Origin of the sequence: Bacillus sp. ISL-78, from assembly GCF_018613455.1 — a bacterium.
GTDB classification, from domain to species: Bacteria; Bacillota; Bacilli; order Bacillales; family DSM-1321; genus Peribacillus; species Peribacillus frigoritolerans.
In genome coordinates, this window is sequence record NZ_JAGGQC010000011.1 from 1 (window position 1) to 24,062 (window position 24,062).

Here is a 24,062-nt window from a genome sequence, read left to right on the forward strand (position 1 = left end):
GTAATGGAGTTTGAAATGATCGATATACGGTTTGGATAAACCAATGTGGAGCTTTTTGCGGTATAGTAGCCTAAATGATTTCCTTTTCTCTTTCTTTGAAAAACTCCATTGCAGGATCAGTTTTTTGTTTAATTTTAAAGGCTCTTTTCGTAAAGGTTGTTGTTTTTAAAACGAAACGATCTAAGGTTGATTGGAGCGGAAGTGCGAGACTCCTGCGGGAGCGGCGGGACAGGTGAGACACCATAGGCGTTTACGCCGAGGAGGCTCACCGCCCGTTCCGCGGAAAGCGAGCATCTGGAGGGGAAATCAACCAATCCACATTACTTGGTAAATAGCAACAAAGTATGAAAAAAACAGCCAAACAAAAAAATGCTACTGACCGCAATTATAACCAAAACAACTGGATATAAAATCTTTGCCAGCATGGATCATGAATTTCACCAATGGTTGAAAAAGGAGGACAAGATGAATGGACAGGGACTCTTCATTGTTAAAAGAGCATTTGTATCAGCTGGAGGAGAAATTGTTAAAATCCGAAGTTCGGACATCTCCAGAAGAGCTTTCATCCTTATTGAAAGATGATTTCTTTGAGTTCGGCAGTTCGGGTAACATATGGTCAAAAAGCGATTTTATGGGGCAAGAGGGTGCTGGAGCGGCGAACATGACACTAAGTCAATTTGATATGCATCCATTGTCTGATGATACCGTGTTAACTACATACCGAATTTTTGATGAAGATAAGCTGGAACATACCTTAAGAAGTTCAATCTGGAAATGTACGAATGGAAGATGGCAAATATTTTTTCATCAAGGCACAAAAACAAAAGGGCCCCTCTAAGCCTTTTATCTATGAAAAAGGAAGTTTCCCCTGCTTGAAAACTATTTCACTAAAATGATAGGAGTGGATGAAGTTGATCTTTCGTACCATTGATATAAACAAAGATAAAGATACTATCATTAAATTCCGGAAAGATTCCTTTGTTGTAAGTTTTGGAACTGATGCTGGTTTTGGGGATGAATATGCATATCTGCAACGAATGGAAGAAAGGGTCCGCAAATTTCCGGATGGACAGGTGATCATTGAAAAGGACCAAGAACCGATTGGACAAATGGAACTTCAAATTCGGGAGTATGAAGGAACGGAAATTGGCTATGTGAATCTATTTTATCTTATTCCCGAATACCGCAGTAAAGGCCTTGGCAAGGAATTGGTTCGCTACGCAGAAAACTTTTTCAGGAAATTTAATGTATCCGAATATCATTTAAGGGTTTCTCCGGATAATCAAAGGGCGATATCTTTATATACGAATTCAGGCATGTTCAAGATAAAGGAAGAAAATGAAAAATACCCTGTATGGAGAATGAGCAAATCGATATATTGATATAATTAAAAGATATCGATTCACTATACTATGAAAATATTTATAGCGATGAAAAATATGGTTGACTTTAGAGAAATTAGAATATATAGTGAAGGACATAATTAAATATAACGTTAATTCTTATCAAGAGATGTGGAGGGACTTGGCCCTATGATACCTCGGCAGCGGGTTTTTACTTTTGTAAAAATACTGTGCTAATTCCAACGGACGAAAGTTTGAAAGATAAGAAGGAGCTTTTCTTAGATAATTAATTTAAGAGTTTACTCTTTTTTATGTCTAAAAGAGGCCTCTTCTGTCTGATGACGGAAGAGGCCTCTTTTGTATATGGTTATTTGGAGAATTGGTGCACTTACTCGTGAGTTTCGCAGGTTTACTCGTGAGTTTGGCAGATTTACTCGTGAGTTTCGCCGGTTTACTCGTGAATTTCGCAGTTTTACTCGTGAATTTCGCGCAATTACTCGTGAGTTTGGCAGAATTTAACCCTATCATTATGAAGCGTTGCAAAGCTCTTCTCTCTGGATAAGGAATTCGTACAAAAAACAACATGGGGGGAGATTGGATGATTGAGTTTCAAGATGTTAAAAAGGTTTATCAAACAAAGAAACAGACTGTCGAGGCTTTGAAGGGCATTGATTTGACAGTGGAAAAGGGGGATATATTCGGGGTAGTCGGTTATAGCGGGGCCGGAAAGAGTACGTTAATCAGGATGGTCAATTTGCTTGAACATCCTTCAGACGGTTCGGTGATTGTTGGGGGCAAGGATTTAACCAAATTAAACCCGAAGGAATTACGGGCAGAAAAGAAAAAAATCGGGATGATCTTTCAGCATTTCAACTTACTAAACTCAAAAACTGTTTTTGATAATATTGCCATGCCGCTGGTTTTATCGGGAACTCCAGCTAAAGAAATCAAAAACCGGGTAGGCGAGCTATTGGAGTTCGTTGGCTTATCGAGCAAAGCAAAGAGTTATCCGGAACAATTATCCGGCGGGCAAAAGCAGCGGATCGGCATTGCGAGGGCATTGGCTACGAATCCATCGATCTTATTGTGTGATGAAGCTACGTCGGCTTTGGATCCACAAACAACGAGTGCAGTTCTGCAGCTCTTAAAGAAAATTAATAAAGAATACAATATTACCATTTTGCTAATCACTCACGAGATGTCTGTCATCAGGGAAATTTGCAATAAGGTAGCGGTCATGGAGGGCGGCTGCGTCGTTGAACAAGGTACGGTTTTCGAAGTTTTTGCCAAGCCGCAAACGGATATTGCAAAGAACTTCGTGAGAACGGTCATACATGACGAAATTCCACAAAGTTTCTTAAAAAGCATAGGGTCCCATATGCCGATTATTTGGAAAATTAATTTTATTGGAACTACTTCGGGTACTCCTTTACTTTCAACGATCTCGAAGAAATATGATGTTCACTTAAGTGTTTTATCAGCCAATATTTCTGAAATCCAGGAAACGCCTTTCGGGAATTTGATCATCGAAGTGACCGGGAACAAAAATGAGGTCGATAAGGCTTATCAATATATTAAAGATGAGGGGATTCTCGTCCAGGAGGTGCAGATAAATGAGTAATACGCTTTGGGGAATGGAAATAACGGCAGACCAGCTGTCGACAGCTTTCGGTGACACACTTTATATGGTAGCCATCTCATTGATATTTTCCGGATTGATCGGGCTTCCGCTCGGTATCCTGCTTGTCATCACAAGAAAGGGTCACATCATGGAGAATAATTGGATTTTTAATGTATTGAACCCGATCATCAATATCCTGCGGTCGGTTCCTTTCATCATCCTGCTTGTGGCACTCATTCCGTTTACAAGAATGATTGTCGGCAGTGCGATCGGAACGAATGCGGCCATTGTTCCGCTAATCTTTTACGCGGCTCCTTATATTGCCCGGCTTGTGGAAAACTCGCTGTTGGAAGTGGACAAAGGGATCATCGAGGCGGCTCAGGCGATGGGGGCGACAACATGGCAAATCATTTACCGCTTTTTGATTCCCGAAGGACTTAGCTCGTTGATCTTAACATTTACAACAGCGACAATCGGGCTTGTTGGTTCCACGGCGATGGCAGGTGCCGTCGGTGCAGGCGGGGTCGGGGATTTAGCCTTGGCTTACGGTTATCAAAGGTTCGATACCATGACGATGGTCGTCACAGTAGCGGCGCTCGTGATCATCGTTCAATTACTGCAATCCACCGGGAATTTTGTTTCAAGAAAAATCAGAAGAAGATAAAAATAACAGGAGGCAGGAAAAATGAAAAAAATCTTATTAACGATCATGGTATTGGCATTGGCCATCGTGGCTGCAGCATGCGGGAACGATGAGGGTGCATCAGGGAGTTCGGATGATGTCAAAACAGTGAAAGTCGGTGTCAGCAGCGGGGATACGAGAACATGGGAATACATTGTCGACTTGGCGAAAGAGGAAGGGCTTAATATTGAACTGGTCACTTTCAATGATTATATCCAACCGAACCTTGCGTTAAGCGAAGGTGAAATTGATGCCAATTCATTCCAAACGGTCGCCTATTTCGATGAATTCGTACAAGATCAAAACCTGAAATTGGAGGCCATCGGGTCGACTGTCATTGCACCTATGGGCCTTTATTCGAAAAAACATAAAAGTCTCAAAGAACTTCCGGATGGTGCTACGGTAGCCGTTCCGAATGAAGCAACAAACTTTGGCCGTGCACTGCTCCTGCTTCAGGAAGCTGGGTTGATTACATTGAAAGAAGAATTCAATGGGGCGGGATCATTGGAAATCATTAAGGAAAATCCGAAAAACTTGAAAATCCAACCTGTTGCTGCCGGCAATACACCGCGTCTATTGGATGATGCCGATGCTTCAGCCATCAATAATAACTTTGCCGTCGAGGCAGGCCTTACATTAAAAGATTCTTTATTCCATGAAAGTAAAACGGCGAAACCATATATTAATATCATTGCGGTTAAAAAGGGAAATGCCGATCGTCCTGAGCTACAAAAATTAGTGGAGCTTTATCAATCGAAAGAAGTGGAAGCGTTCATTGAAAAAACGTTTAAAGGAAACACCATTCCTGCCTATGTTTCTGTAGATGAATTAGTGAATTATCAGGACGCTTGGACAAAACCAGCTAATGAAAAGTAATGGATGTATTCAAGAAAAAGGGGAGATTAAGACATGGCGAGAGAATTAGTGCTGAAGCAGCATAAGCAAATCATTGAAGATCACATCGACCTTCATTCCGAATTATATATCGAAACGAGCCAAGCCATTCATGCCAAACCTGAAATTGGGAATCAAGAATTCTTCGCCTCGGATACATTAACCGGAATACTTCGAAATGAAGGATTTGAAGTGACCCGCAATATAGCCGGGCATGAAACAGGATTCATCGCCAAAAAAACCTCTTCAAAGAAAGGACCCACAATTGCCTTTTTAGCCGAATATGATGCATTGCCGGGTTTAGGCCATGCTTGCGGCCATAATATCATCGGCACAACGAGCGTGGCAGCAGGCATTTCCTTGGCCCAAGTGCTGGAGGAAACGGGCGGGGAGGTGATCGTTTTCGGAACACCGGCTGAAGAGGGCGGGCCGAATGGAAGTGCAAAAGGCAGCTTTGTGAAGCACGGTTTATTTGATGGGGTGGATGCGGCCATCCTTATCCATCCTGCCGGGCAAACGGGTGTAACAAGTCCATTTTTGGCTGTCGACCCGCTTGATTTTCACTTTTACGGAAAGTCAGCACATGCAGCAGCTGCACCTGAAGAAGGCGTGAATGCACTTGACGCGGTGATTCAGCTGTTCAATGGCATTAATGCTTTGCGTCAGCAGCTCCCGGCCGAGGTCAAAATTCACGGAATCATCACCAATGGCGGGGAAGCGCCTAACATCATTCCTGAATATGCTTCCGCCAGATTTTATATTAGAGCAACAACATGGAAACTTTGCCAAGAAGTATCCAATAAAATACGTGCAGTTGCTGAAGGGGCAGCACTTGCCACCGGAAGCACGGTTAAGGTTGAACGTTTCCAAAATGAAGTGCTCGATTTTGTCATCAATCCAGTTCTGGATGAACTGTTAAAAGAACAACTGACTCATTTAGGGGAAGAGGTGGCTCCCCGAAAAGAGAGTGGCTTTGGCTCGACGGATGCAGGTAATGTAAGCCATGCAGTGCCGACAGCACATCCTTATATAAAAATTGGACATGATGAGTTGATTGCCCATACGAATGAATTCCGCGACTGTGCCAAATCTCCTGCCGGAGACAAAGCCATCCTGACCGGAGCAAAAGCTCTAGCGCTTACAGGGTATAAATTGATTTCGGATAAAGACCTGTTGGATCAAGTGAAAGCGGCATTTCATGAAGCGAAGCAAAAATAAATAAGTTGCAGGAAAAAATAGTTGACTACGGAGCATGTAGTTAGTATTATAATAATACCAAGTAATTAAATAGGAATTATAGGTTAATTGACCGGAAAACCGGAGACTTTTCTTTCATGTAAAGAGGTGTCTCCGGTTTTTTTGTGAATGGGCAAGTCAATACGTATTATAAAGGAGGATTTATCATGGGGATATTATTGCGTAAAGCCATTGAGAAAAAAAGAAACTTCCTGATCAACAAGTTGATTAACAAGGGAGTTTATAAAAAGAATGACATCCATCTATTTGAATTAACCTTAACCGATTTAGAGAATGAATATATTAAAATAAGTAAAATCGAGGAGAAGGAATACGACGATCATTCCCCCTGTCTAAATATACATTTCATATAATCAGAATAAAAGGAGAGGGTGAAATGAGGAAGTGTGTGGAAGAAAGGCGCAAGGAATTAATCTATAAACTTATGATCCATACTGTAAATAAAACGGTGGAACAGCTTATGAAGTTAACCTTGAAAGAATTGGAAACAGAATATAAAAAGGTTCAAAATGACTGTCACCCCCATAGTGATGCGGGTTCGATACATTGGGTCCATACAAAGCGGCATTAGGGTGAATGTGAACCTAAATCCTCATAAAAAAGTTCATCATTTTGCTAACGGCTGCTTGTGCTGATTCTGCATGATAGTTAGAATTGTAAGGGTCACTGAATCCGTGTTCTCCCATGAATTTATGAACTTCGACATTCTTACTTTCTAAAGCTGAAATTAACTCGTCGACATTGAATGATGGCTCTTCTAGCGGGAAAAATAGCAATGCAGGGCATCGTGGCGCCAATTCGGCATAATTCCTAATACGCGAACCGTAGTAACCAACTATTCCATCGACACATTCTTCCTCGCTGCACAGCCAAGCTACAGTTGCCCCTGCACTGAATCCAAGGATGAAAATCTTTTGGTATTCATCTTTTATATCCGATAATATATCTTTTATCTTATATAAAGCACCCGTGAAACCTACGTTCTCCATAAAATGTCGATAAGCAGCATCCTCTTGGGAATAATCAAAAGGAGTCCCACGTTCTAACAAATCCGGACAGATCACATCAAAACCCTGTTTGGATAATAACTCACAATAACCCTGTATATGTTGGTTCAGGCCATATATTTCGTGAATGACAATGATGACAGTATCGGACTTTTTCTGTATGTTCAGCATTTTTTACCTCCTAATGTGAATTTCTTCTATTATAAATAAGGCCGTTCCAGAAGGAGGACAGCAACGATTTTTTAATAAACATGTGACTGAACTAGATTCTCTTTCAAATGAATGATTAGGTATAGGGAAGTTCTTTTCCTTCCAAACATGCTTTTAAGTTAGCCAAACTAAGTTCATATCCGTCCATATTAATGGATACTCTAGTGCCTTCGGATTCTGGGTATATTTCAAAAGTGAAAACGAGTTTATCCGAATCCGAAGAATAAGAAATCCTTTCGTAAGGGATTACCTCTTGGATTGTAAAGCTCATTGGTATGCTTTCATTCTCTTTAAGATTGTTATGTGCACTAGGCATTAATACGAAGATTGCCTTCTCTCCAACCTGAAGTTTAGGAATATTCCATTTTGAACCCGGGGCATACCATTTTGAAATGATTTCATCATTCGTGATCGCATTCCAAACCGTTTCCCGGTTTTCATGAATTAGAACAGAGTTCCTATCATTATTCATTTGAATAACCTCCGTATTTTTCTTGGATTATATAGAAAGTTCAGGAAATATACAAGACCCCACTAAGCTTCTTTAACCATGTGACAAAAATGTTAGATAATGGATTAAACTGTTAGGAAGAACGATGGCGATTTATTTCCTTTCTCTTTAATATGTAAGAAAAAGAGGAAGGTTGGGTATGAAATGGACTTTTTTGAGTTGAATATCAATGTATTCAGAATGATCAATGACTTAGGGAAACAGTACGATTATTTAAACCCTTCTGCCATTTTCATTGCCGAGTACATGGTATTTTTTTTAGCTTTGGCAGTCATCGTAATATGGTTCACTCGAAATGAACAGAGCAGGATGATGGTTGTTTGTGGGATGATTACGTTTGTAATAGCTGAAATGATGGGAAAAATGGCAGGGAGATTGCATTCGAATAATCAGCCATTTGCCGAATTGGCCAATGTTAATCAGTTAATTGAAAAAGCAGTGGATAATTCATTTCCTAGCGACCATACGATTTTGTTTTTCTCGTTTTGTGTATCTTTTTGGCTGTTCAAAAGAGGATGGTGGCTGTTATGGATCATGCTGGCTTTCCTTGTTGGCATTTCCCGAATTTGGGTAGGTGTCCACTTTCCGGCGGATGTGCTGGCAGGAGCAATACTGAGCACCATTTCAGGATTGGCGGTTTACCTTGTTGTTCCTAAAATAAGCTTGATTCATAAATTATTAGGGGAATATGAGAGGTATGAAGAAATGGTTCTATCCCCGTTAACTAAATCGAAGGAAAAGAAATCAAAGGATTTGTAAGCGAAAACAGGGTTGCTCAGGCAGCCTTTTTTTATAACACAAAAATATCCATATGATGCTGCTGATGGTAAAATTAAGTAAAAGAAATCCAACGCAATGGGGGGGACTTAATATTGATTGATATCCAAGAAATCAAAGATATTATCAGGCATCGCTATCCATTTCTTTTAGTTGATAGAGTTTTGGAACTGGAAGAAGGAAAGAGGGCGATGGCCATTAAAAACGTAACGGCAAATGAAGAGTTTTTTACTGGTCACTTTCCAGATTACACAGTGATGCCAAGTGTGTTGATCGTGGAGGCATTAGCACAGGTAAGTGCTGTTGTCATGCTTACAAAAGAAGAAAATAAAGGACGGATCGGGCTTTTGGCCGGGGTTGATGGATGCCGTTTTAAAAGGCAAGTAAAACCAGGGGACCAATTGCGTTTAGAAGTGGAGATTACCCGCTTGAAAGGTCCTATCGGTAAAGGAAAAGGAAGGGCTACTGTCGAAGGGGAAACTGTATGCGAGACAGAGCTCATTTTTGCTTTTGGTGATTGATGGTGATACCGATAAAAAAAGCTTACGGGTATGTGACAAGAATCAATAATGGAGAAACACAGGTATTGGTTTTTCAACATCCCATTAAGGAAGCCGGTATACAGATACCCAAGGGAACGGTAAAGCCTCAAGAAGATGCTTACCAAGCAGTGATTAGGGAAATGAAAGAAGAAACAGGTCTGGAAAATTTTCATGTGGAGAAATTAATATCAGAAGATTTTTGGGAGAACGTCGATGGTGCCATACATAATAGATATTTTTATCAAATAAGTGTATCGAATGTTCCTGATGAATGGAAGCATCAGCCGACGGGTGGAGGAGATGAAGCGGGGCTGACATTTCATTACTTCTGGATTTCATCCGAACATGAAGTGCAGCTTATCAAAGGTCATGGAGATTATTTAAACCAAATATTCACCTAACCTGCAGTTTATCACAGCCGGCCAAGATCAGTACTGATCTTGGCCGGCTGTTTTTTTATGATCAGGTTTGTTTCTCGGTAATGAAAGTTTTTACGGTTGGCGGTTCATATGTAATGAATTGATCAAGAAGTCCATTAGGTTCAACATCCACCAGCGCCATGGAACGGAACTTTTCATGAAGGAACTGTTCGTCGGCCATATGGTTGAATAGAGCGACCAGGGGATCATAATAGTGATTGATATTTAAGAGTCCGCAAGGTTTTTGATGAAGACCAAGCTGAGCCCAAGTGAAAATCTCAAAGAATTCTTCCAATGTTCCTGGCCCGCCTGGCAAAGCCATGAACCCATCTGCAAGCTCAGCCATTTTTGCTTTTCTTTCATGCATGGATTCCACGACGATCAGCTCGGTTAAGCTCTTATGTGCTATTTCCTTTTTTTCCAGGAAATCAGGCATTACGCCAATTACATTTCCGCCTGCTTCCAAGACGGAATCTGCAACTGCACCCATGATTCCTACACTTGATCCTCCATAAACTAGGGTAATCTTACGTTTTGCCAGTTCCGCACCCAGTTTTTTAGCCTCTTCTACATAGACAGCAGATGCACCTTTGCTTGATCCACAAAATACAGCTAGACTTTTCAAAATATCACATCTCCCATTTAGTAATCTTGCTTTCTTATCATACAAAATTATAGGGGATTTGTTAAACTTGAATGATAAAAAAGGAAGGGTGGATGGATATGGACGTCACTGAATTTCAACAATGGGTAAAAGATTATTATGAAGCACGGGGATGGTCAGAATTGGACATTTTCATTCGCATTGGCTTTTTGGCAGAAGAAACTGGCGAGGTTGCCCGAGCCATTCGTTCCCTTGAGATCGGCAGGGATAGACCTGATGAAGTTATTGGTTCGTTTGAAGAGAACATACAGGAGCTAACCGAAGAATTGGGAGATGTGTTAGGAAACTTGATTGTGATTGCGAACAAATACAATATCCCCTTGGAGGAAGTGTTCAATGCCCATAAAAAGAAACTATCTGAACGCTATAATCAAGCATAAGATTCTTTTCGTGTGAATAAAAAGTTTGCCTACATAATTTCAGTGAACCAGTGAAAGAGCTGTGACTATCAGCTCTTTTTCTTATGGGGCAAATGATAGTCTTTAATCCCATATAATTCCTTTAAAAGAAATGATTTCGGCCTTTTATCCCCCTCCGTTAATAAAGAATTCACAAAATATGGGTAGTATGCGCGATTGAGATTGGATTTTATTGGGTATACACTAGCATTAAAGGAATGAATGTTCATTCCGCAACTTGGAAAAAGGGGGGATCATAATGATCACGTCAGCAAATAAACGAGACAGTATAGTAAAAAGCGCTTTAGTGCTTTTCGCAGAACGGGGATATGATGCGACGACGATTCCGATGATTGCTGCATCGGCAGGAGTTGGAGCGGGTACCATTTATCGTTATTTCGAGAATAAGGAAGTGCTGGGCAACAAGATCTTTCAAGAGTACTTAAATATTTTCACTGAAACGGTCAAGAATGGATTTCCTCATGATGATTCAATTCGCACGCAGTTTCACCATATATTTAAAACGATGGTTCACTTTACAACCGAGCAGGACCAAGCTCTTTATTTTATTAAACTACATAGTGGAGCCCATTTTTTAAATGAAGATAGTCATGCTAGCTTTCAAGGGCTATTGAATATATTCAAAAACTTCTTTGATTCAGGAAAAGAGAAAAAAGAAATCAAGGAGCTTCCTTCTTCAGCTTTGATTGCCATCATTTACGGAGCTTTTCTTGAGCTTGAGCGACTTGTTCGCATCGGGGAGTTAGAACCTGACCCAAAACTTTTGGCAGATGTGGAAGGAAGCTTTTGGGATGCAGTCCGAGTGCATGTTTGAGACACTTTCAATTAAACGGAATGAACGTTCATTCCGCAATCTAACTATCGTAAAGAGGTGCTAATAAATGGAAAATACAACTCAGTTTCCACAGCCAAAGACATATGGTCCCCTAGGCAGCCTGCCTATCATTGATAAGGATAAACCGCTTCAGTCTTTCATGAAGCTGGCACGAGAACTTGGGCCGATTTTTCAGTTTCAATTTCCGGGTCGAATCACTACATTCGTATCCAGTGCTGCCCTCGCTAAAGAAATATGTGATGAAGCAAGATTTGATAAGAAAGTCGGACCAGCACTGCAGAAAGTAAGGGCGTTTGGCGGTGATGGTCTCTTCACAAGTGAAACGAAGGAACCGAATTGGAAAAAGGCCCATAACATCCTGCTGCCCAGCTTTAGCCAGCAGGCAATGAAGGGCTATCATGCTAAAATGGTGGATCTTGCTGCCCAACTCATTCAAAAATGGGCTCGCCTGAATCCGGCTGATGAAATAGATGTTCCTGAAGATATGACACGATTGACCTTGGATACGATCGGACTATGCGGGTTCAATTACCGCTTTAACAGTTTTTATCGGGAGACCACCCATCCATTTGTCAACAGTATGGTGCGTGCGTTGGATGAAGCGATGAGCCAAACGCAGCGGCTTGGAATCCAGGATAAACTGATGATCAAATCCAAAAAACAATTCAGGGAAGACATTCAATATATGTTTTCTCTAGTGGATGAATTGATTGCCGAACGAAAACAAAATGGCAATCACGGAGAAGATGACCTTCTTTCCCATATGTTAAAAGGAGTCGATCCTGAAACGGGTGCATCACTGGATGATGAAAATATTCGTTTCCAAATCATTACCTTTTTAATAGCTGGGCATGAAACGACGAGCGGTCTCCTATCGTTCGCCATCTATTTCCTCATGAATAACAGAGACAAGTTAAAAAAAGCGCAGCAGGAAGTCGATGAAGTGCTGGGTGATGATGTTCCAGATTATAAACAAGTCAAAAAACTGAAATATGTCCGGATGGTACTGAATGAAACGCTTCGTCTGTGGCCGACAGCTCCTTCGTTTTCCGTCTATGCGAAAGAAGATACCATGCTGGATGGTAAATACAATGTGAAGAAAGACGATGTTTTCTCACTGCTCATTCCCGAGCTTCACCGTGATCCATCCGTTTGGGGTGATGACGTTGAATCGTTCATTCCTGAGCGGTTCGAGGATTTGGAGTCCATCCCTTATCATGCGTATAAACCGTTTGGAAACGGGCAGCGCGCCTGTATCGGACAGCAGTTTGCCCTTCATGAAGCGACACTGGTGCTTGGCATGGTTTTACAGCACTTTGACCTGATCGACCATGAAGAATACCAATTGGAAGTTAAAGAAACATTGACTCTTAAACCGGACGGATTGACCATGCGCGTTTCACCGAGGAAGAAGGCGTTATCGTTTACCGTTGCTTCTTCAGAACAAAAGTCTCCGGAAAAAGGTGCCGCGGTATCTCCGATCGAATCAGTACATGGAACACCATTACTCGTCCTGTTTGGATCAAACATGGGAACGGCGGAAGGGATTGCTCGCGATCTTGCCGAAACAGGGAAGCGGCAAGGCTTCCATGCCGAAGTTGCCCCTTTAAATGATTACACCGATCGGCTTCCAAAAGAAGGAGCTGTTCTCATAGTCACGGCATCTTATAATGGAAATCCCCCTGATAATGCAGGTGACTTCGTTTCATGGCTGAAGGAAAGCCATGGTGGCACATTGGATGGTGTTCACTATGCGATCTTCGGCTGCGGGGACCGGAATTGGGCCAATACGTACCAACGCATTCCAATCCTCATTGATGAGCGGCTGGAACAAAAAGGAGCAGTGCGGCTGACAGAAACAGGCAATGGGGATGCAAGCGATGACTTTGAAGGGGATTACGAGAAATGGACAGAAGCCCTTTGGCCGAATCTTGCCGAAGCCCTGAACATTGAAGTGAATAAGAATGATCGGGAAGTCAGCTCGATTACGATGAATTTCGTAAGTGATGTGAGCGGCACACCGCTTGCCCGCACCCATCATGCGTTTACATCCATTGTAAAAAGGAATACTGAATTACAGCATGAAGATAGCGGAAGAAGTACACGGCATATCGAATTAACGCTGCCAGAGGGAATACATTATCAGGAAGGCGATCATCTCGGCGTGCTTCCGCAAAATTCAGCGGAACTTGTCGATCGAGTGCTCAGTCGATTTAACCTAAACGGCCAAGATTACGTGAATCTGACTGGGGATTCCGGAAAAGCTGCCCATCTTCCTACGGGAAAACCGGTAAAACTAGAAGAGTTACTATCAAACCATGTGGAGTTCCAAGAACCCGCCACCCGGTCTCAAATAAGGGCGCTTGCCACACATACGGTATGTCCTCCACATGTAAAAGAACTTGAAGATCTTCTTTTGGATAATACCTATAAACAAGAAATCCTGAACAAGCGCATAACCATGCTTGACCTAATCGAAAAGTATCTTGCATGCGAAATCCCGTTTGAACGTTTCCTGGCTTTACTGCCACCTTTAAAAGCAAGATACTACTCCATCTCAAGCTCACCACTCCACAACGAAGGAGAAGCAAGCATCACCGTAAGCGTCGTCCGTGGAGAAGCTTTGAGCGGCAACGGGGAATACAAAGGAATTGCATCGAATTATTTGGCAGAACGCTCCCAAGGAGACAAAATAGCCTGCTTTATCAATACGCCGCAATCCAACTTCCAGCTTCCAAAGCAAACAGGAAAACCAATCATCATGATCGGCCCTGGAACAGGCATTGCACCATTCAGGGGATTCATACAATCACGTCGCGCTTTGAAAGAAAAAGGTGAAACGCTAGGGACGGCCCACCTCTACTTTGGATGCCGTAATCCGGAACACGATTTCCTCTATCAAGATGAACTCGTCCAAGCCGAACAAGAGGGCCTTGTAACACTGCATACCGCATACTCCAGATGTCCCGGTCAAGAAAAAACATATGTCCAGAACCGATTGGCGGAAAACGCCCATGACATCCTTCCTTTATTAAAAGAAGAAGGAGGACACCTATACATCTGCGGAGACGGAAGCAAAATGGCGCCAGATGTTGAACGAACCATAATTGAAAGCTATATGCATATCTATCAAACACAGAGAGAAGAAGCCACAGAATGGCTGCAATCATTAGAGGAGAATGGCAGATATGCGAAAGATGTTTGGGCAGGAGCATAAATAAGAAGAGCAGCGATCCTTTAAGGAATCGCTGCTTTCTTTATGAAAATACGGACTCACGAGTAAAGTGTCAAACTCACGAGTAAATCACTCAAACTCACGAGTAAATCGCGGAAATTCACGAGTAAAACAGCGAAACTCACGAGTAAATGCTCAAATTTTCGAATATATCACTCAAACTTTCGAATATATCGCCCAAAATCTTGAATATTTCGCCCAAACTCACAAATATATCAACAAACTCACGGATATATCGCTCAAACCCTCGAGTGATGATGGAGAGCGTTTACGGATTCTATATTCATTGTTAGAATTTGAGAATGTGTTAATACTTTGGAGGCAGTGGAAGTGAGGGATGTTTGGTCACAAGATCCTTCTTACTATATATGTGTTAAGCATTTTTTGCTTCACTCCCATTAACCAGCTTAGCCATGATGTGACACGAACTAACGATAAAGGGGTTCTTTTTAAAATGTTTAAGTATACTGTTTGTTTTGTAAAGAAGAATAATGAACTTCTCATGCTTAACCGGGAGAAAGCTCCAATTATGGGTGTCTGGAATGGGGTGGGTGGCAAAATCGAGAAAGGTGAAGCACCTGATATGGGTGCGCAGCGTGAGGTATTTGAGGAAACGGGGATAGAGGTAGAGTCCTTTTTTTCTAAAGGAACCGTAACCTGGGAGACTCCAGAAGGTGAATTGGATGGAATATATGTATATTTGTATATGGCGGATGAGGAAATAATTTATGAAACACCGAAAAAAACGCGGGAAGGCATTCTTGATTGGAAATCCATTGATTGGATACTTCATCCGCTTAACCTCGGAATTGCAGAGATGGTCGCACAGTACTTGCCGGTTTTATTGAAAAAAGAAGGAAACTATACATTCACATACAAAAATGGTCAAATGCATAGATCTTGAAACCACCTTACCCAAATTCGAATAACGTACCCTTTTTGAAACTTGAATCCATAAAGGCGAACTTCATCAGAATAACAAATGAAAAGGTGTTAAGTGGTATGAAAAAATTTTATTTAAGGGGAAAAATATTCTTGAAAATACTTAAAATCATCTTAGCAATAATTGTAGTTGCTATATATGCCTATCAGCTAATGACCGGAAGTGTTGAGTTGATGCCATATTCTATGTTGTTTCTGGCGGCAATTATGCTAATAACAGGATTAGAGGAACGTCAAAAAGATAGAAAAGGAGTTTTTTTGAGGTACGCTGTTGTCTCATTTTTTCTTTGCGTTGTTTCCATACTGGGTTTCTTAATGACTAACACCCTTGCAATTAAAGGGGCAGGTTAAAATGAAAAGTTGAAGAATATATAGAAGAAACGGGAGGTGTATGGGAAGAAAATGAAGATAATGGAACTGCCAATTGAATTTGAATTTAGTGGACAAAAAAATCATATTAATCCTAGCTTGATTATTTCAAAGGATGAACTAACCTTGGTCGATACAGGGTATCCAAATTTTTTACCTTTCATTGAAAATGAAATTTTTAAAAATGGTTATGACATGAAGAAGTTAAAGAATATTATCATTACTCATTATGATATTGATCATATAGGCTCCGTATATGATTTCAAGGAAAAGTATCCCCACATTAACCTGATCGCCAGTGAAGTGGAGTCAAAATATATTTGTGGTGAAATGAAGTCAGAGAGATTGGTTCAAGCCGAAGAAATGCTGGAAAATATGCCAATTCAAGAAATCGAATTCGGGAAATGGTTTATCCAACAATTAAAGCATTTGAAGCATGTTTCAATTGATGAAAAGGTACATGATGGTGATTGGATTTTGGATAACCAATGTAGAGTAGTAGCAACACCAGGGCATACTTCCGGTCATATTTCATTATATTTTCCACGTTTAAAAAGTGTAATAGCAGGTGATGCAGCAGTTATAGAGAGTGATGAATTGGTCATTGCTAATCCGCACTTTTGTTTAAATGTCGAGAAAGCAGAACAGTCTTTAAGAAAGATTAAGGATCTAAAAGCTGAAAACTACTATTGTTATCATGGTGGGACATTCACTTTATAATTGGGTCTTTGCTTAACCACTTTTTGCCGATATACTCGATAATTGAGCCTGTTTGCATTTGATTGAAGAAATCCGCTCCCTTTCCGCCGACTGACTCCAAGCCTCCTCACCGCAAGCGGCTGTGGGGTCTCGGCTAGCCAGTTATTCGGCAGGAGTAATGCAAATTTCTCAATCTAATAAGGTTTCATACCATATCGGAAAGTGAAAATTCATGAAGGATAAACGGGTCTCCATTTGAATGGTCCGGGGTGAGACCATTCCGGGGATTTGTAGACTAACTCGATAATAATCAAGTTGTCAAAACTTGAACATTTCCACTCTAGGCATTCGCTTTCGGCGGGTGGCTCGCCCCCGGCGCTTTTGCGCCTGGGGGATCTCCCTAATACTCGATTTTTTCGCAGGAGTCTCGAACCTTCCGATCCAATCAACTAGAATGTTTTTTTTACTAGACTTATATCAGCCTAAATACTGCTTTAATATGTCTAATCCTATTTTTAACTCATCGAATGAGTTTGTGGAAGAAAGTGCAATACGCAAATACATATCGGGGGTGGTTTGCCCGCTTTGAAAACGATTGGAATGAAAAATCCGGATGCCGCGCCTTTTCAAATCGGTTTCCAGCTGTAACGCATCGTTATGCCCTTTAATTGGAAGCCAGCGATATAGACTGAGAGGATGTCCGACATCCTTTCTTAAGGGGAAATATTCCGAATAAATATCATTTGCAGTTTGTGCAAGCCGTTTCTTATGAGAAACAATTTCATGAGCCTTTCCTGATAGGATTAGCTCTGTGATAACCTCTGCATCAAAAGAAGAGGTCTTTACATTTATGTTGAAAATGGCCTGGGAAATTTTCTCGCGTAATGTTTCTCCATAAACCATATAGGCAACTCTTAATCCGGAACATATGGACTTAGAGGTGCCGCAAATATAAACGCTCTGTTCCGGAAGCAAATGGAACATCGGCTGCCGGTAGTCGGGGATAATGCCTGCCGTCAGGAATGCATGAATATCATCCTCAATCAAAATTAAACGATGCTTTCGGATGACCGCTGCCAATTCTTGCTTTCGAATATCCGACATCATGATTGTGGTCGGATTATTGCAGGAGGGCATCAGAAATATGCCGTCAATATTTGTTTGACAACATTGCTTTTCAAGTTCATCTGGCAGCATTCCAAACTGGTCTCCGTGTATGGGCACTAACTTAATATGAAACATCTTTGCCAGCTCGATAAAATTTGAATAGGTGTATAAATCGGTTGCAATTCTATTACCAGGCTCAAACAAAGCAGCGAGGGCAACAGCCAATGCATTTTGGGCACCGGAAACGATTGCTATATGCTCTTGATCCGCGTGAATGCCGAAAGATTCCATCCAGTTTAGAGCTGCTGTTTTTTGATGTGGAATACCAGTCGGATCGTTGTAATTCAGCAGCTGCTCCAAATAACTTTTGTTCACGGTTTTTTGTAAAGTTTCTGAAACGATATCATTGGTTTGCTCAAAAGATGCCACAAAACCAAGGTCAATGCTGTTTGCCGTTTTATCCGCGGAAATGGTTATGGAACGAGTGGCATTGGGAGCCACAAAGGTTCCGCTTCCCGTAACGGCATATATCAATCCCTTTACCTCGCACATTTTGTAGGAACGGGTAATCGTAGTGAAATTTAAGTCAAGAAAATCTGCCAATTCCCGTTGAGGGGGCAACTTGGTTCCAGGTGCTAAAAAGCCATTTGTTATATCTCGTTCAAGTAATGATGCGAGAGATTTATAAAAAGGCCGCTTTAATGCATTCTTATCAGGTTTCCAAGACATTGGATAATTGTCAAATGAATTTACTGGCATACTTCACCTCTCCTTGACTTATTCCATACAATCATATCATTTTTTGTATGGAATTCTAATATTGAAACGGTCGGCTTTAATAGAATTAGCCTATCAGAATCCCCCATTTTGATGAAATGGGGGAATTTTATTTTAATTGTAATCCATACAATTAACTTGTTTTTTGTACGGATTTTGTATGTTAAGTTTAAATAAATTTAGCCATCAGGATGTGATTTATATGAAAAAACGAACTCAAATGATACCAGCATTTCGTGCGGCTTTTCCGTACACAGTGCCCATTTTGGCAGGCTTTTTATTTTTAGGCATCGCTTATGGGATCTTTATGAATTCATTAGGGTTCAGCGCGATTTACCCGATATTGATGAGTCTAACGATATTTGCAGGGTCAATGGAGTTTATTGCAGCCAATTTATTGCTTGTCGCGTTCAATCCGATTAACGCCCTTTTTTTAACCTTAATGGTGAATGCACGGCATTTGTTTTATGGCATATCCATGCTTGATAAATATAGGGGGACTGGCAAGAAAAAGCTGTATCTGATTTTTGGGCTTTGCGATGAGTCTTTTTCCATCAATTGTACCGTTGATGTACCGAAGGATGTGGATAAGGGCTGGTTCATGTTTTTCGTGACACTGCTCAACCATTGCTATTGGGTGATAGGAGCAGCGATTGGCGGCATTTTTGGCTCTTTTGTCAAATTCAATACAGAAGGACTCGATTTTGTTATGACGGCTCTCTTTGTCGTGATTTTCATTGAACAATGGATGAAAGAGAAAAACCATCATAGTGCTCTCGCTGGGCTTGGCCTGTCAGCTGTCTGCCTAATTATATTTGGCGGAAGCAATTTCATTATCCCTGCCATGTTTGCCATTTTGGGAGTACTCACCTTACTTAGAAAGCCGTTAGAGAAAGTTGAGGTGAGCACCATATGACAATGACTTTAACGCAGCAAATCATTACAATCGCGATGGTTGTTTTAGGCACAATGCTAACAAGATTTCTTCCCTTCATCGTTTTCCCATCAGGTAAACCCACACCGAAGTATGTACAGTATCTCGGTAAAATGCTGCCATCCGCAGTAATTGGGCTTTTAATCATTTATTGTTTAAAGGATGTAAGCCTGCGATCAGGAAGTCATGGCATCCCTGAATTCATTGGGGTGGCGGTAGTTGCCCTGCTTCACGTTTGGAAGAAAATGATGCTCCTCTCGATAGCGGGGGGAACGATTGTCTACATGATGCTGATTCAATTGGTTTTTTAAATTGATAATAATTCCGTAAGGTCGATAAGTGGTAGTGGTTCACTGAATTTAATGAACAAGATTAATCAGTTTAATAGTTTACGAGCAGTGCTGTCTTTAAGGCAGCTTTTTCTTGAAACATTAATCATTCCTCTTTCCAGCATTCCTGAAAATGGATCGGTTATTCGAATCGCTGAAAAGGCTAGGCATGCCCGCTGCCTAGCCTTTTCATACTCAGGAAAGTTGTTGTGTAGGAGTAAACTTGTAGTTTCTTAGGAAAATCATTACCGAACTTAATAACAATGATAGTAAACCCACGAATATCACGTATTGTGTCCCCAGCTCTGATATGAATAATCCACCTGCCGCAGCACCAATTGTCGTTCCCAAGTTAACCGCTGTTAAAAATAGTCCATTAGCGAAATCAGGAGATTCGGGGGCTGAAGACATGATCCAGTATTGATTGATATTACCCCCTATACCAGCTAAAATCCCCCAAATTAATGTAAGGATGGCCATAGGAATGGTGAACTGTCCAAATAAGAATAATATGATGTAAACTGCTCCCAATGCAAAAGGGAAAATCACTACAGATTTGTTCGCATTTTTAGTAAGCAGCTTCCCTGCCGCGATGTTTCCAATAATATTGGCACCACCGTAAATGAGTAACATTAAACTGATTGTGTTCGAAGACATATTCGTAACAGTTTTCAGATACTCAGTAAGATAGCTATAAACTCCAAATACGGCTGAGTTCAATAAAATGACAGCCACAATGGATAGCCATGTAATCGATTTTTTTAATACGGATAATTGCGCTCCGTAAGAAAGTTTTTCCTCAACAGGCATGGATGGTACAAAAATCAATGTAGCAAGAAATACAATCGTATTAACAATCGCAAAGAATGCCATTGCCATTTCAACTGAAACTGCATTAGCAATAAAACTTACGATGGGTACACCGACTACCATTCCAGCGGATACTCCGATAAAAACTTTAGAAACAGCTTTTGGGGCTTCCTCCTTGCTAACGGAGTCGGCCGCTACGGTAAAAGCCAATGAACAGTAAATCGGATGAAAAAAGGCTGGAACTATACGGGCAACTAATGCAAGGGTAAAGTTAGTTGTAAATATGGATATGATATTCCCCAAAACGAAAACACCTAGCACAAGTAGCATGACCTTCTTCCGATTCATCCCCGAAAATAATAACGGCATAGTTGGACCGGATACAGCTACAGCAAGGGCAAAAAGACTCACAAGCAATCCTGCTTTAGAGATGTTGACATGAAAGTGGTCAGCAATGGTAGGCAAGATGCCAATTACCCCCATTTCAGTATTGATGATTCCGAAAACACCGATGGTTAAAATAAATATGAGTAAATTATTTTGTTTTTGCAAAAAAGTTCCTCCAAACCTCTTCCTTTAATCGACTTTTTCAATATGAACTGTGAAATCACCATGAACATTTTCAAAGTTTTCTTTTCCAGATTCAATTTTCCCTAGTTTAATAAGACATATCCAAAGGCCTTATAAAATAGCTGAATTCCATGCATTACGTATGGAATTCAGACAAAAAAGTGTGAGTCCCGACAAGATTTGCAGGACTTTCACAGTGGTTTCACTCAAAGCTCCCTGCGATCCATACTGCCTTATTTTTTCTTCAGATTTTCTTTGAAGAAGGACTCGAGCTTATCAAAGGGGATTAAATTCACCCGGTCGTACAGATCGACATGACCTGCGCCCGGAACAATGTAGAGTTCCTTCGGTTCGCCTGCCAGCTTGTAGGCGTCTTCGCTGAACTCTCTGGAATGAGCGTTTTCACCCGTGATGAAAAGCATCGGACGAGGGGAAATCGTCTCTATGTCTTCGAACGGGTAAAAGTTCATGAACTTGACGTTACTGGTCAGAGTAGGGTGTGTCGTCAGTTCAGGTGATGTGCCCTTGGGAGTGAATTCACCTCTTGGAGTGCGGTAGAAGTCATAAAACTCACGTTCAATCGCCGTTGAGTTTTCATTCAGTTCATGCACTGTCCCGCCGGTGTATTTGGTTTTACCGCCCGTGAACTCCACATAGCGTTGCTCCGCTGCCTCTGCAATGATCTTCTTTCTTTGTTCAAGTGTCAGGGAATGTTTAAGCCCATTACGGTTGGCAGCGCCCATGTCGTACATACTGACTGTAGCAATGGCTTTCATGCGCGGATCGATCTTGGCTGCACTTATGGCAAAGCTCCCGCTGCCGCAAATCCCGAGAACACCAATCCGATCTTTGTCAACAAACGGCCGGGTGCCTAGGAAATCCACCGCAGCACTGAAATCCTCGGCATAGATATCCGGCGAAACAGCGTTGCGGGGCTGACCCTCACTCTCTCCCCAGAAAGACAAATCCAAGGACAAAGTAACGAATCCCCGTTCAGCCATTTTAGTGGCATACAAATTAGCACTTTGTTCTTTTACTGCGCCCATAGGATGCCCGACAATAATCGCGGGATTTTTGGTGTTCTTCTTCAAACCTTTGGGAATGAAAAGGTTCCCTGCGACATCCATGTTGTATTGGTTTTTAAACTTAACCTTTTTCATGGTTACCTTGTTGCTTTTGTAAAAGTTGTCTGCCCCATTGGACATGTCTGGCGTGTATGCAGCTCCAACGCCGGTCTTGGATGCAATGATGGTCACGGATAAAAGCAAGCCCAACGCTATCATTGTGAGTACACGCCTGATAATAGACTTTTTTTTCATTTTTAAAACAACACCCTTTCTTATTTTTGTTTTGAAAAAAATTCTTTGGTGACTATCATGGTGTACATTGCCCTCGTTCAAAAAGAAAGCATCATTGATTGATTAATCAACATCTGTTAATAATTATTAAATAGAAACAGAATGCTCTCAATGGTTAAAAGAACGCAATTCGTTGATTACTCAACAAATCCATAAAAATTGTTGATTATTTTTAGGAAAGTTTGGTGACCAAACCATGCCGAAAGTAGACAGAAGAATAACCAAAAGCCAAGAAGCCATTAAAAAGGCTCTCATTGAACTGATGTCTGAAAAAAGTTTTGATGACATCACCATTCAGGATATTGCAGACAGAGCAAATGTTAATCGAGGAACCATCTATCTTCATTACCTAGATAAATTTGATCTATTAGATAAAATCATGGAAGAACATATAAACAACATGAGTAATTTTTGTGAATCGGCAACTGAAATGGATTATATAGAATCGACTGTACACTGTATGGAATACTTTAAGAGCAATTATTTATTCTTTTCGACGATGTTAGCGAGTGAAGGAGCTCCATATTTTCGCAGTCAGTTCCTTAAGTTCAATATCGAAGAGTTCAAGAAAGATGTGGACATAACAAAAGGGAAAAATGCCGATCAAAATGAAGATGTAATTGTTCAATTTGTTGCAAATGCTTACGTAGGGGTAGTGGAATGGTGGTTAAAGAATGGAATGCCTTATCCACCTCGTGTCATGGCAGAAAAAGTGGGGGATTTATTAGAGAGGATTATATAACTTCTAATGAGAAACTTACCTGGATAGTTGTCTCTTGATGCAAAGGGGTGTCTTAAGGCATCTCTTTTTTTATGGAATAAAAGGGATAGCTGGGTGTAGAAGGACTATTACAGGAATAGTGGAATTATAATAAATGGAATATATTTTCAACTGTAGTCCAAGGTTCCTTAAAAGTTACTTGATTTTAAATCAATTGCATAGTAAGGAGAATTTTAGTATGAAAATAAAATGGTTTGGACATTCTGCCTTTTTACTAACATCCGACAGAGGAACCAGGATTCTTATTGATCCATATTATCGCTTCATCCGTTACCGTATGCCAAGCGTTGATCCAGATATAGTCGCCGTTACCCACAATCATTTTGATCACAATAAAATCCAGGCTGCAACGGGGGATTACTTGCTTGTGAATGAGCCGAAGGAATACATCCGCGAAGATGTAAGAATTAGAGGATTTAAGACATTTCACGACAAGGTAAATGGCGAGAAGAGAGGCCCCAATATTTTATATCGTTTCCAAATGGACGATCTGACCATCTGTCACTGCGGAGATTTAGGGCATCTATTATCAGAAGAACAAGTAAATGAAATTGGAAAAGTGGATATTCTCATCATTCCTGTAGGAGGTACAGTCACGATTAATGCCTTAGAAGCCACTCAAGTAATGCGTCAATTGAAATCTACTATTACGATTCCCATGCATTATAGAACAAAGTCATTGTCGGTTGTTGGCTTGATGTTTTCAAAGGTAGATAAGTTTCTTCAAATTTCCGGACAGCGAACAACCGAAGTTAAGACATTGGATATTTCCAAAGAAAATTTGCCGGAATATGCTGGTGTCGTTACCATGCTCTATGAATGAATATAAGGCTGCGATGTATATCACAATGATTGCGATGTCTAAAAAATGTTGTGAATTGATAAGAGATCCTGTTAATAACGAAAGGGAAGGTTAGTTCAAGAACAAAAAGGGAAGATACTAATCAATGAAATGAATCAATTAAGCTTC

At 40.9% G+C, this 24,062-nt stretch carries 28 protein-coding genes, 1 pseudogene and 1 riboswitch; of the genes and pseudogenes, 23 read left to right on the top strand and 6 right to left on the bottom strand.

All coding sequences use genetic code 11. The features are described from left to right. Window positions 1-469: 469 nt before the first annotated feature. From J7I96_RS12870 to J7I96_RS12910, 10 genes and pseudogenes are all read left to right on the top strand, one after another. Window positions 470-838 carry a nuclear transport factor 2 family protein gene (locus tag J7I96_RS12870; RefSeq protein ID WP_214923557.1) on the top strand — a complete coding sequence of 123 codons (369 nt, stop codon included), beginning with the start codon at window positions 470-472 and terminating at the stop codon, window positions 836-838. A gap of 73 nt (window positions 839-911) precedes the next feature. Further along, window positions 912-1,382: a GNAT family N-acetyltransferase gene (locus tag J7I96_RS12875; RefSeq protein ID WP_214923560.1), complete on the top strand. Its 471-nt coding sequence runs from the start codon at window positions 912-914 to the stop codon at window positions 1,380-1,382. 117 nt (window positions 1,383-1,499) lie between these two features. Next, window positions 1,500-1,611, top strand: a riboswitch (SAM riboswitch). A 126-nt stretch (window positions 1,612-1,737) separates the two neighbouring features. Further along, window positions 1,738-1,905: a hypothetical protein gene (locus J7I96_RS12880; protein ID WP_215048073.1), complete on the top strand. Its 168-nt coding sequence runs from the start codon at window positions 1,738-1,740 to the stop codon at window positions 1,903-1,905. 36 nt (window positions 1,906-1,941) lie between these two features. Next, window positions 1,942-2,464 (top strand): annotated as a pseudogene (locus J7I96_RS28840) (methionine ABC transporter ATP-binding protein); the annotation flags it as partial. A 257-nt stretch (window positions 2,465-2,721) separates the two neighbouring features. Further along, on the top strand, window positions 2,722-2,964 hold the full coding sequence (locus J7I96_RS28845; protein WP_396020103.1) for an NIL domain-containing protein: 243 nt from the start codon (window positions 2,722-2,724) through the stop codon (window positions 2,962-2,964). Window positions 2,965-2,977: 13 nt separating this feature from the next. Next, window positions 2,978-3,628: a methionine ABC transporter permease gene (locus tag J7I96_RS12890; protein ID WP_214923792.1), complete on the top strand. Its 651-nt coding sequence runs from the start codon at window positions 2,978-2,980 to the stop codon at window positions 3,626-3,628. Window positions 3,629-3,649: 21 nt separating this feature from the next. After that, window positions 3,650-4,522, top strand: coding sequence for a MetQ/NlpA family ABC transporter substrate-binding protein (locus tag J7I96_RS12895; protein WP_214923566.1), 873 nt, complete (start codon window positions 3,650-3,652; stop codon window positions 4,520-4,522). A gap of 33 nt (window positions 4,523-4,555) precedes the next feature. Beyond that, complete coding sequence (locus tag J7I96_RS12900; protein WP_214923569.1) at window positions 4,556-5,758, top strand: M20 family metallopeptidase; 1,203 nt, start codon at window positions 4,556-4,558, stop codon at window positions 5,756-5,758. Between the two features lie 185 nt (window positions 5,759-5,943). After that, window positions 5,944-6,150: a Fur-regulated basic protein FbpA gene (locus J7I96_RS12905; RefSeq protein WP_214923570.1), complete on the top strand. Its 207-nt coding sequence runs from the start codon at window positions 5,944-5,946 to the stop codon at window positions 6,148-6,150. Between the two features lie 23 nt (window positions 6,151-6,173). Beyond that, complete coding sequence (locus J7I96_RS12910; protein WP_214923572.1) at window positions 6,174-6,368, top strand: Fur-regulated basic protein FbpA; 195 nt, start codon at window positions 6,174-6,176, stop codon at window positions 6,366-6,368. 13 nt (window positions 6,369-6,381) lie between these two features. On the opposite strand, the gene J7I96_RS12915 is transcribed toward J7I96_RS12910, so the two are convergent. Together J7I96_RS12915 and J7I96_RS12920 are read right to left on the bottom strand one after the other, a co-directional pair. Further along, complete coding sequence (locus J7I96_RS12915; RefSeq protein WP_214923574.1) at window positions 6,382-6,975, bottom strand: dienelactone hydrolase family protein; 594 nt, start codon at window positions 6,973-6,975, stop codon at window positions 6,382-6,384. A gap of 115 nt (window positions 6,976-7,090) precedes the next feature. Beyond that, complete coding sequence (locus tag J7I96_RS12920) at window positions 7,091-7,486, bottom strand: SRPBCC family protein (RefSeq protein ID WP_214923576.1); 396 nt, start codon at window positions 7,484-7,486, stop codon at window positions 7,091-7,093. Between the two features lie 183 nt (window positions 7,487-7,669). Here J7I96_RS12920 and J7I96_RS12925 point away from each other — a divergent pair, with 183 nt between their 5' ends. From J7I96_RS12925 to J7I96_RS12935, 3 genes are all read left to right on the top strand, one after another. Further along, window positions 7,670-8,284 carry an undecaprenyl-diphosphatase gene (locus J7I96_RS12925; protein ID WP_214923578.1) on the top strand — a complete coding sequence of 205 codons (615 nt, stop codon included), beginning with the start codon at window positions 7,670-7,672 and terminating at the stop codon, window positions 8,282-8,284. 113 nt (window positions 8,285-8,397) lie between these two features. Next, window positions 8,398-8,823: a 3-hydroxyacyl-ACP dehydratase FabZ gene (fabZ, locus tag J7I96_RS12930; RefSeq protein ID WP_214923580.1), complete on the top strand. Its 426-nt coding sequence runs from the start codon at window positions 8,398-8,400 to the stop codon at window positions 8,821-8,823. Continuing rightward, on the top strand, window positions 8,823-9,245 hold the full coding sequence (locus tag J7I96_RS12935; protein ID WP_214923582.1) for an NUDIX hydrolase: 423 nt from the start codon (window positions 8,823-8,825) through the stop codon (window positions 9,243-9,245). The genes fabZ and J7I96_RS12935 overlap by 1 nt, the downstream gene beginning before the upstream one ends. A gap of 61 nt (window positions 9,246-9,306) precedes the next feature. Here J7I96_RS12935 and J7I96_RS12940 read toward each other — a convergent pair whose 3' ends face one another. Continuing rightward, window positions 9,307-9,888, bottom strand: a complete 582-nt coding sequence (locus J7I96_RS12940) for an LOG family protein (RefSeq protein ID WP_214923584.1) — start codon at window positions 9,886-9,888, stop codon at window positions 9,307-9,309. Between the two features lie 98 nt (window positions 9,889-9,986). Between J7I96_RS12940 and J7I96_RS12945 the strand changes: the two genes are divergently transcribed. The 6 genes from J7I96_RS12945 to J7I96_RS12970 all read left to right on the top strand — a co-directional run bounded on the left by J7I96_RS12945 (window position 9,987) and on the right by J7I96_RS12970 (window position 16,447). Beyond that, entirely contained in the window at window positions 9,987-10,307 is a 321-nt protein-coding gene (locus J7I96_RS12945) for a MazG nucleotide pyrophosphohydrolase domain-containing protein (protein WP_057277096.1), read from the top strand. A gap of 277 nt (window positions 10,308-10,584) precedes the next feature. After that, window positions 10,585-11,160 (top strand): TetR/AcrR family transcriptional regulator, encoded by a 576-nt coding sequence (locus J7I96_RS12950; protein ID WP_214923586.1) that lies wholly within the window; start codon window positions 10,585-10,587, stop codon window positions 11,158-11,160. A gap of 67 nt (window positions 11,161-11,227) precedes the next feature. Continuing rightward, window positions 11,228-14,398, top strand: a complete 3,171-nt coding sequence (locus J7I96_RS12955) for a bifunctional cytochrome P450/NADPH--P450 reductase (RefSeq protein ID WP_214923588.1) — start codon at window positions 11,228-11,230, stop codon at window positions 14,396-14,398. A 472-nt stretch (window positions 14,399-14,870) separates the two neighbouring features. Continuing rightward, complete coding sequence (locus J7I96_RS12960; protein ID WP_214923590.1) at window positions 14,871-15,320, top strand: NUDIX hydrolase; 450 nt, start codon at window positions 14,871-14,873, stop codon at window positions 15,318-15,320. A gap of 98 nt (window positions 15,321-15,418) precedes the next feature. After that, complete coding sequence (locus J7I96_RS12965) at window positions 15,419-15,709, top strand: DUF3953 domain-containing protein (RefSeq protein ID WP_251029163.1); 291 nt, start codon at window positions 15,419-15,421, stop codon at window positions 15,707-15,709. 51 nt (window positions 15,710-15,760) lie between these two features. Then, window positions 15,761-16,447, top strand: coding sequence for an MBL fold metallo-hydrolase (locus J7I96_RS12970; protein WP_214923593.1), 687 nt, complete (start codon window positions 15,761-15,763; stop codon window positions 16,445-16,447). A gap of 456 nt (window positions 16,448-16,903) precedes the next feature. On the opposite strand, the gene J7I96_RS12975 is transcribed toward J7I96_RS12970, so the two are convergent. Beyond that, entirely contained in the window at window positions 16,904-18,292 is a 1,389-nt protein-coding gene (locus J7I96_RS12975) for an aminotransferase-like domain-containing protein (RefSeq protein WP_214923596.1), read from the bottom strand. A 178-nt stretch (window positions 18,293-18,470) separates the two neighbouring features. Between J7I96_RS12975 and azlC the strand changes: the two genes are divergently transcribed. Continuing rightward, window positions 18,471-19,226 carry an azaleucine resistance protein AzlC gene (gene azlC / locus J7I96_RS12980; protein WP_214923598.1) on the top strand — a complete coding sequence of 252 codons (756 nt, stop codon included), beginning with the start codon at window positions 18,471-18,473 and terminating at the stop codon, window positions 19,224-19,226. Further along, window positions 19,223-19,555: a branched-chain amino acid transporter permease gene (locus tag J7I96_RS12985; RefSeq protein ID WP_214923600.1), complete on the top strand. Its 333-nt coding sequence runs from the start codon at window positions 19,223-19,225 to the stop codon at window positions 19,553-19,555. The genes azlC and J7I96_RS12985 overlap by 4 nt, the downstream gene beginning before the upstream one ends. 213 nt (window positions 19,556-19,768) lie before the next feature. On the opposite strand, the gene J7I96_RS12990 is transcribed toward J7I96_RS12985, so the two are convergent. Together J7I96_RS12990 and J7I96_RS12995 are read right to left on the bottom strand one after the other, a co-directional pair. Beyond that, entirely contained in the window at window positions 19,769-20,935 is a 1,167-nt protein-coding gene (locus J7I96_RS12990) for an MFS transporter (protein WP_214923602.1), read from the bottom strand. Window positions 20,936-21,186: 251 nt separating this feature from the next. Continuing rightward, window positions 21,187-22,272, bottom strand: a complete 1,086-nt coding sequence (locus J7I96_RS12995; protein WP_214923604.1) for an alpha/beta hydrolase — start codon at window positions 22,270-22,272, stop codon at window positions 21,187-21,189. Between the two features lie 235 nt (window positions 22,273-22,507). Here J7I96_RS12995 and J7I96_RS13000 point away from each other — a divergent pair, with 235 nt between their 5' ends. Beyond that, window positions 22,508-23,053 (top strand): TetR/AcrR family transcriptional regulator, encoded by a 546-nt coding sequence (locus J7I96_RS13000; RefSeq protein WP_214923607.1) that lies wholly within the window; start codon window positions 22,508-22,510, stop codon window positions 23,051-23,053. A gap of 217 nt (window positions 23,054-23,270) precedes the next feature. Then, window positions 23,271-23,915, top strand: coding sequence for an MBL fold metallo-hydrolase (locus J7I96_RS13005; RefSeq protein ID WP_214923610.1), 645 nt, complete (start codon window positions 23,271-23,273; stop codon window positions 23,913-23,915). Window positions 23,916-24,062: the final 147 nt, after the last annotated feature.